We start from the raw sequence: 5918 nt of genomic DNA, 5'->3' as shown, positions 1-5918 counted from the left end.
CCCCTTCGCCCCGGTGAGTCGGTCGTCGAAGGAGAGGACGTGCATCGCGCCGCCGTGGTACGCCGACGCCAGCGCGACGGTCCCCCGCGACACCGAGAGCCGGTCGCCGCGCTCGGTCATCACCGCGCCGACGAAGGCGCGTTTCATCGATTCGAGGGCGGCGAAGTACTGGTCGCGGGTCATCCCGCGGTGGGCCTTGTCGGCGCCCGTGGTCGACTGGGCGCTGAGTCCGTCGCTCGGCGCGGTCCCGATGACGCCGACGTGGCCGACGATGCTCGCCGGCGTCACGTAGATCTCCTCGCTCGGGATCGCCGTGTAGTACGCGCCGGAGGCGGCGTACTGGCCGACGCTCGTGACCACCGGCTTCTCGTCGGCGAGCCGTTTGACCGCGAGGTAGAGCTGCTCGCTTGCGGCCGCGCTGCCGCCGGGGCTGGATATCCGCAGCACGACCGCCTTCACCGAGCCGTCGGTGCGGAGCTGGCGGAGCCGGCTGATGGTCTCCTGTGCGGTCGTCCCGGTGATCGTCTCGTCGATGCTGACGACGGCGATCCGGTCGGGCTCGCTGCTCACGACGCCCGCGGCGAACGGCGCGGCGATCGTCGCGCCGATCACCAGCCCGACGATCGCGAGCACCGTGTACGACCGGAGGGCGGTCGCGACGTACCTGTCTATCGGGTTCTCCATGGCGGGGTTCCGGTGGACGGTGAACCGGACCCCACCAAAATCTTCCGACCGAACGTCCGTTCAACACCCGACGCGACGGCTACCGCGCCGTCTCGCCGTCCGCCGACACCGTGATGACGGTGCAGTCGAGCTGCTCCTCCAGATACCGGCCCACGTCGGGCGACTCGAACAGCCGGTTCAGCATCTTCCGCCAGCGGCCGGCCTGTTTCGAGCCGATGACCACCACGTCGGCGTTCTCGTCGGCCACCTCCTCCATGATCGTCTCCTCGACGAGAAACCCCTGCCGGACGACGTAGCGCGCCCGGTCGATCGGGCCGAGTTCGGACTCGACCTCCCGCTTGAGGTCCGCACGGCTCACCTTCCGGTTCTCCTGGTAGAGATCGACGTGGAGCACCGTCAGGTCGGCCTCGCGCTCGTCGGCGATCCGGGCTGCCTCCCGCAGCGTGGCCTTGGAGTGCTTCGAGAGCGGGTACCGAACCGGGACGACGACCAACGTCATGGGGACGACTCCGACGGGAGTGGACAAATGCGTACCCCTTCCGGGAGGCTACCGCTCGAACGTCAGCCGCCCCTCGACCTCCACGTCGAGGCCGCCGTCGCGAGCGTGATCGGCGAGCACGTCGTGCTGGATGCCGACCTCGCCCGCGCGGTGGCGCTGCTCGATCGTCGGGAACTCGTGGTCGGAGTGGAGCAGGTACTCCGCGGTCGCGACCGTGTAGCGCCGGTCGGGGTCGATCGGCTCGCCGTCGACGCGGGCCTCGAGCAGTTCGCCCGCCTTCTCGTCCCAGCGCAGGCTGGCGCCGCTGAGGTGGGCGTGCCACCAGTGGGGTTCGCCGAAGTCGAGTTCGGCGCCGTCGGCCTCGCTGAACGTCTCGAGCAGCTCTCTCCCCGTCAGTTCGACGACGACCACCGGCTCCTCGAAGGGGAGCACGCTCACCAAATCCGCGAGCGTCACCTCGCCGGCGAGCGCCGGCCCCTCCCGGATCCCGCCGCCGTTCTGAAGGCCCACGTCGGCGTCGGCCGCAGCGCGGTAGGCGTCGGCGACGAAGTTGCCGATCCGGGACTCGCCGCCGAAGGTGGTCTCGTCGGTGCGTTCCAGCGGCTCCGCGACCGTCGCGACCGTCTCGGTGAGGCCGGCAGCCTCCCGCCGGCGTTCGAGTGCGTCGGTCAGTTCCTCGTGGACGGGGCCGTTACTGGGGTTGACCACGCGCGCGCTCGCGGCGACGCCGCCGTCGCCACGGGCCGCTTCAGCTCCGTCGTCGCCGAGTTCGACCTCGACGAACTCGTGGCCGTTCACGCCCGGCCGCGTACAGAGCGTCCCGTCGACGTGCTCGGTGCGGACGCTGTGGACGTGGCCGCCGAGGATCGCGTCCACGTCGACCCGCCGGGCGAGTTCGTCGTCGCCGCCGCCGAGATGTGAGAGCGCGACGACGTAGTCGACGCCCTCCTCGCGGAGTTCCGCGACAGCCCGTTCAGCGGCCTCGTAGGGGTCGGTGAAGGTGAGCGGCGCCGCCTGTGGGTTGATCGAGTCGGTCGCCGGGTCGGTCAGGCCGAAGAAGCCGACGCGCTCGCCGTCGGCCTCGGCGACCGTCCACGGGACGACACCCTCGTCGGCGCCGAAGCGCTCGCCGTTCTCGTCGCGTGCGTTGGCGCTGACCCAGGTGAACGGGCTGTCGGCGACGAACTCGCGGGTCGCGTCGGGACCGTAGTCGAAGTCGTGGTTGCCGAACGTGTCGGCGACGGTGTCGACCGCGTCGGCGAAGTCGAGCACCTGCCGCCCGCTGGCCGCGAGCGACACCACGCCGGGGGCAGTGTTGTCGCCGGTGCCGACGACGAGGGCGTCGTCGCCGTCGAGTTCGCGGATCCGGCCGGCGAAGCGGCCCGCCCGCTCGGCGTCGTCGAAGAGGTTCTCGATATCGGAGTAGTGAAGCAGACGAACCATCGAGTAGTCGGGAACAGTCGGCCGGGAAGCAAGAACTCGTCGGACCGCGGGGGCGTTCAGCCCTGGAGTTCGAACGCGACCTCGACCTCGGCCTGATACTCCCGGTCGTCGACGCTGGCGAGCTCGACGCCGAGCTCCTTTACCTCGGCCCACTTCACGTTGTCCAGCGTGTCCTCCGCGCGGTCGATCGCGGCGTCCGCGGCGTCGTCGAAGCTCTCGCTGCTCGATCCGATCAGGGTGATCTTCTTGTGAACCATCACGTCACTGTTCGGCGAGCGGACACATAAACGGGGCGGCCGTCGGGCCGGCGTCGTCGTCGGACCCCCGACGGTTTTCCACCGGTCGCCCGAACCCCCACCTATGGCGACCGACAACACCTACGTCAACGCGGTGGTGGGGGCGGCAGTCACGGTGTGTCTCTCCTTCCTCGGCGTCTCGGCGCTGCTGGGCGGCGCGACCGCGGGCTATCTCGAACGCCGGGACGGCGGTCGCGTCGGCGCACTCGCGGGGCTGTTCGACGCGATCCCGATGGCGGGGGCGGTGCTGCTGCTCGGCGGCTTCCTCTTCGCCTTCCTCGGTTTCGGCGACGCGTTCGCCGGCGGGATCGCGATCCTGCTGCTCGTCGTCCTGTTCGTCGCCGTCTCGACAATCGCCCTCTCGACGGTCGGCGGCGTGCTCGGCGTCTACCTCGCCGAGGAGTTCCGGGACTGAGCCGCCGCTGCTCGGTCCGAAGAAATTAGCGACCGAACGGGAGCAGCGCCGCTGGCGGATCGTGAACCGGCGGAGAAACGTCGGTAGCCTTAGAGGCGGCCGACCGACTCGACGTTGATGCTCTCGACGCCCTCGACGTCGCGGAACGCCTCCTCGACGGCCTCGGTGCCACCGGCGTCGTCGGGGACGACGACCGTCGGGAGCAGCGCGGTCAGGCCAAAGGCCACGTCGTCGCGCTGGAAGCCGCGGATCTCCGCGCCCTCCGGCAGCGCGTCCTCGAGACGGTCCTCGAGATCGTCGAGATCAATCTCGGGGTTCTCCGGCATCACCTTGATCTTGGCGGCGACGTCACCCATTTTACGGCCCCCTGAACCCGCAGTCCGGGCACTCGTAGAGGTTGCTCTGCTTCCGGCACTTCGCACACCGGAAGATGACGGTGCCACAGTCGGGGCACTTGAACCGGGCCGCGTTCGTCCCCGTGACGGAGATGCCACAGGAGACACAGGATCGCTCCCCAGTCGTTTCTGCTTCGCTCATGTCCGGAAAGGCGGGCGCGCGACGTTTAACCGTTACCTTCCCCGGCCGAGGGGCGAAACGTTTTGCCCGAGCCACCGGACCTGTCTCTATGGACAGTACAGGACTGGGACTGCTGGAGGGGGAGCGCAGGAACGCGCTGCTCGCGTGGGTGATCCTCGCCTTCCTCCTGCTCGCGGCGACGGTCGAGCTGGCCACGGGTGCGGTCGTCTGGGCCGGGTTCGTGTTCGTGATGGTCGGGCTCGCCGTCGTCCCGGCGGCCGCCGCCCGGGACTGGCAGGCGATGCTGCCGTGGGAGCTGCTCGGGCTGGCGTCGCTACCGGTGGCCGGGCGGGTGTTCGTCGCGGGGCGCTCGATCGGCGAGGTGACGCTCACCGGGCGGGTGATGACGTTCGTCGCCGTCGCCGCGGTCGCACTGATCATCGCCGTGTTGCTGGGCCAGTTCACGCAGGTCCGGATGAACGACGCGTTCGCGGTGGTGTTCGTCGCCGTCACGACCACCGCGGCCGCGGGAATCTGGGCGGTCGCACAGTGGCTCTCGGACATCTATCTCGCGACGAGCTTCCTCGACCGGCCCCACGCCGAGGAGGCGCTGATGTGGGACTTCACCGCGGCGACGCTGGCGGGCGTGCTGTCGGGGCTGCTGTTCACCTACTACTTCCGACGACGCGCGAACGGACGGCGCGGCGGTTCGGGCGGCGAACGGGCGGCCGAGGGGGGTGAGCGGCTGTGAAGCTCCGCGATCGCATCGGGCTGAGCGACCGCCAGCAGCGGATAGTCACTCAAGTGATGCAGTACGGCCTGTTCGGCATGATCACGGTCGGCTTCTACGAGGGCAGCGTCGGCGTGATGGTCAACGCCGGCGTGGGGTTCGTGATTACCTACGTCCCGGCGCTGCTGGAGCGGGACTACGACATCAACCTCGATCCGGCGCTGGTGCTCTGGATCACGCTCGCGGTGTTCCTCCACGGGTTCGGGACGGTCGGTCTCCCGGGCGCCGAGGCCCACCCGTACCGTTCGATCTGGTGGTGGGACCACATGACGCACACGTTCTCCGCCAGCCTCGTCGCCGGCGCGGGCTACGTCACGGTGCGGGCGCTCGACGAACACACCGACGCGGTTCGGTTCCCGCCGCAGTTCACCTTCGTGTTCATCCTGCTGTTCACGATGTCGTTCGGGGTGTTCTGGGAGGTGATCGAGTTCGCCATCGCGCTGATCGCCGAGGCGACGGGCGCGCCGTCGGTGCTCACCCAATACGGGCTGGAGGACACGATGAAGGACCTGCTGTTCGACACGCTGGGCGGCATCGTCGTCGGGATCTGGGGGACGGCCTACCTCACCGGCCTCACCGAGATCCTGACCGAACGGCTCGGTCCCGGCGGGAGCGAGTAGGCGGCGCCGCCGCTATTTGGACGGGAGAACCGCAAGAAAGCGCGCAGATCAGGCTTCGGCGAACTGCTCGTCGTAGTCGCCGGCGTCGATGCGCTCCTTGAACGTCCGTGCGTCCTCGCCCTCGATGGTGACGCCCAGCGAGACACACGTCCCGGCGACCTCCTTGGCCGCGTTCTTGGTGTCGTAGGCGAGCAGGTCAGAGGACTTCTGCTCGGCGATCTTCCGGAGCTGATCCGCGCTCAGGTCGGCGACGAAATCCTCCTGAGGCTTGCCGGAGCCGGTGTCGAAGCCGGCCTCGTCCTTGATGAGCTCCGCGGTCGGCGGGACGCCCACCTCGATGGTGAACGAGCCGTCGTCCTCGTACTCGATCGTGACGGGGACCTCCATCCCGTCGAACGCGTCGGTCTCCTCGTTGATCTCCTGCACGACCGCCTGCACGTCGACGGGTGTCGGACCCAGCTCGGGGCCGAGCGGCGGGCCAGGGTCGGCCTCGCCGCCCGCGACGAGCACTTCGATGGTTCCAGCCATACCCGAAACGTGCCCGGCGGCGCGTAAAACGGTTTCTTTCCTGCCTCGGCCCGGAGCGACAGCGGTTTGCCCCTCGGTGCCGCAGCGTCGGAGGTAATGGTCTCCCGCGCCCGCACGCTCGGACTCG

10 protein-coding genes are annotated in these 5918 nt (G+C 69.3%); 3 read left to right on the top strand and 7 right to left on the bottom strand.

Features of this window, described 5'->3' with window-relative positions; genetic code table 11:
• The 4 genes from ACFR9S_RS13245 to ACFR9S_RS13230 form a co-directional block, all read right to left on the bottom strand.
• Positions 1-684: S49 family peptidase (locus ACFR9S_RS13245; RefSeq protein ID WP_379818855.1), on the bottom strand; the 684-nt coding region annotated here is incomplete at its 3' end.
• 79 nt (positions 685-763) lie between these two features.
• Complete coding sequence (locus tag ACFR9S_RS13240) at positions 764-1183, bottom strand: universal stress protein (protein WP_379732666.1); 420 nt, start codon at positions 1181-1183, stop codon at positions 764-766.
• A gap of 48 nt (positions 1184-1231) precedes the next feature.
• Entirely contained in the window at positions 1232-2626 is a 1395-nt protein-coding gene (locus ACFR9S_RS13235; protein WP_379818854.1) for a bifunctional metallophosphatase/5'-nucleotidase, read from the bottom strand.
• Positions 2627-2682: 56 nt separating this feature from the next.
• On the bottom strand, positions 2683-2883 hold the full coding sequence (locus ACFR9S_RS13230) for a dodecin (RefSeq protein ID WP_379731987.1): 201 nt from the start codon (positions 2881-2883) through the stop codon (positions 2683-2685).
• A 103-nt stretch (positions 2884-2986) separates the two neighbouring features.
• On the opposite strand from ACFR9S_RS13230, the gene ACFR9S_RS13225 reads away from it, so the two are divergent.
• Complete coding sequence (locus ACFR9S_RS13225) at positions 2987-3337, top strand: DUF5518 domain-containing protein (RefSeq protein ID WP_379818853.1); 351 nt, start codon at positions 2987-2989, stop codon at positions 3335-3337.
• Positions 3338-3426: 89 nt separating this feature from the next.
• On the opposite strand, the gene ACFR9S_RS13220 is transcribed toward ACFR9S_RS13225, so the two are convergent.
• Positions 3427-3693, bottom strand: coding sequence for an elongation factor 1-beta (locus ACFR9S_RS13220; protein WP_379731984.1), 267 nt, complete (start codon positions 3691-3693; stop codon positions 3427-3429).
• A 1-nt stretch (position 3694) separates the two neighbouring features.
• Positions 3695-3874, bottom strand: coding sequence for an HVO_2753 family zinc finger protein (locus ACFR9S_RS13215; RefSeq protein ID WP_053949012.1), 180 nt, complete (start codon positions 3872-3874; stop codon positions 3695-3697).
• Between the two features lie 88 nt (positions 3875-3962).
• Here ACFR9S_RS13215 and ACFR9S_RS13210 point away from each other — a divergent pair, with 88 nt between their 5' ends.
• Positions 3963-4604 carry a hypothetical protein gene (locus ACFR9S_RS13210; protein ID WP_379731982.1) on the top strand — a complete coding sequence of 214 codons (642 nt, stop codon included), beginning with the start codon at positions 3963-3965 and terminating at the stop codon, positions 4602-4604.
• The gene (locus tag ACFR9S_RS13205; protein WP_379731981.1) at positions 4601-5263 is read left to right on the top strand and encodes a DUF2238 domain-containing protein; all 663 of its coding nucleotides are present in this window, start codon (positions 4601-4603) and stop codon (positions 5261-5263) included. The genes ACFR9S_RS13210 and ACFR9S_RS13205 overlap by 4 nt, the downstream gene beginning before the upstream one ends.
• Positions 5264-5311: 48 nt before the next feature.
• On the opposite strand, the gene ACFR9S_RS13200 is transcribed toward ACFR9S_RS13205, so the two are convergent.
• Positions 5312-5791, bottom strand: coding sequence for a 50S ribosomal protein L11 (locus tag ACFR9S_RS13200; RefSeq protein WP_379731979.1), 480 nt, complete (start codon positions 5789-5791; stop codon positions 5312-5314).
• Positions 5792-5918 lie beyond the last annotated feature (127 nt).

This window comes from Halolamina salina, from assembly GCF_042678005.1.
In the GTDB taxonomy this organism is placed as follows: Archaea; Halobacteriota; Halobacteria; order Halobacteriales; family Haloferacaceae; genus Halolamina; species Halolamina salina.
The sequence above is the reverse complement of the archived record's forward strand: the minus strand, read 5'-3'. Positions and strand labels throughout refer to the sequence as shown.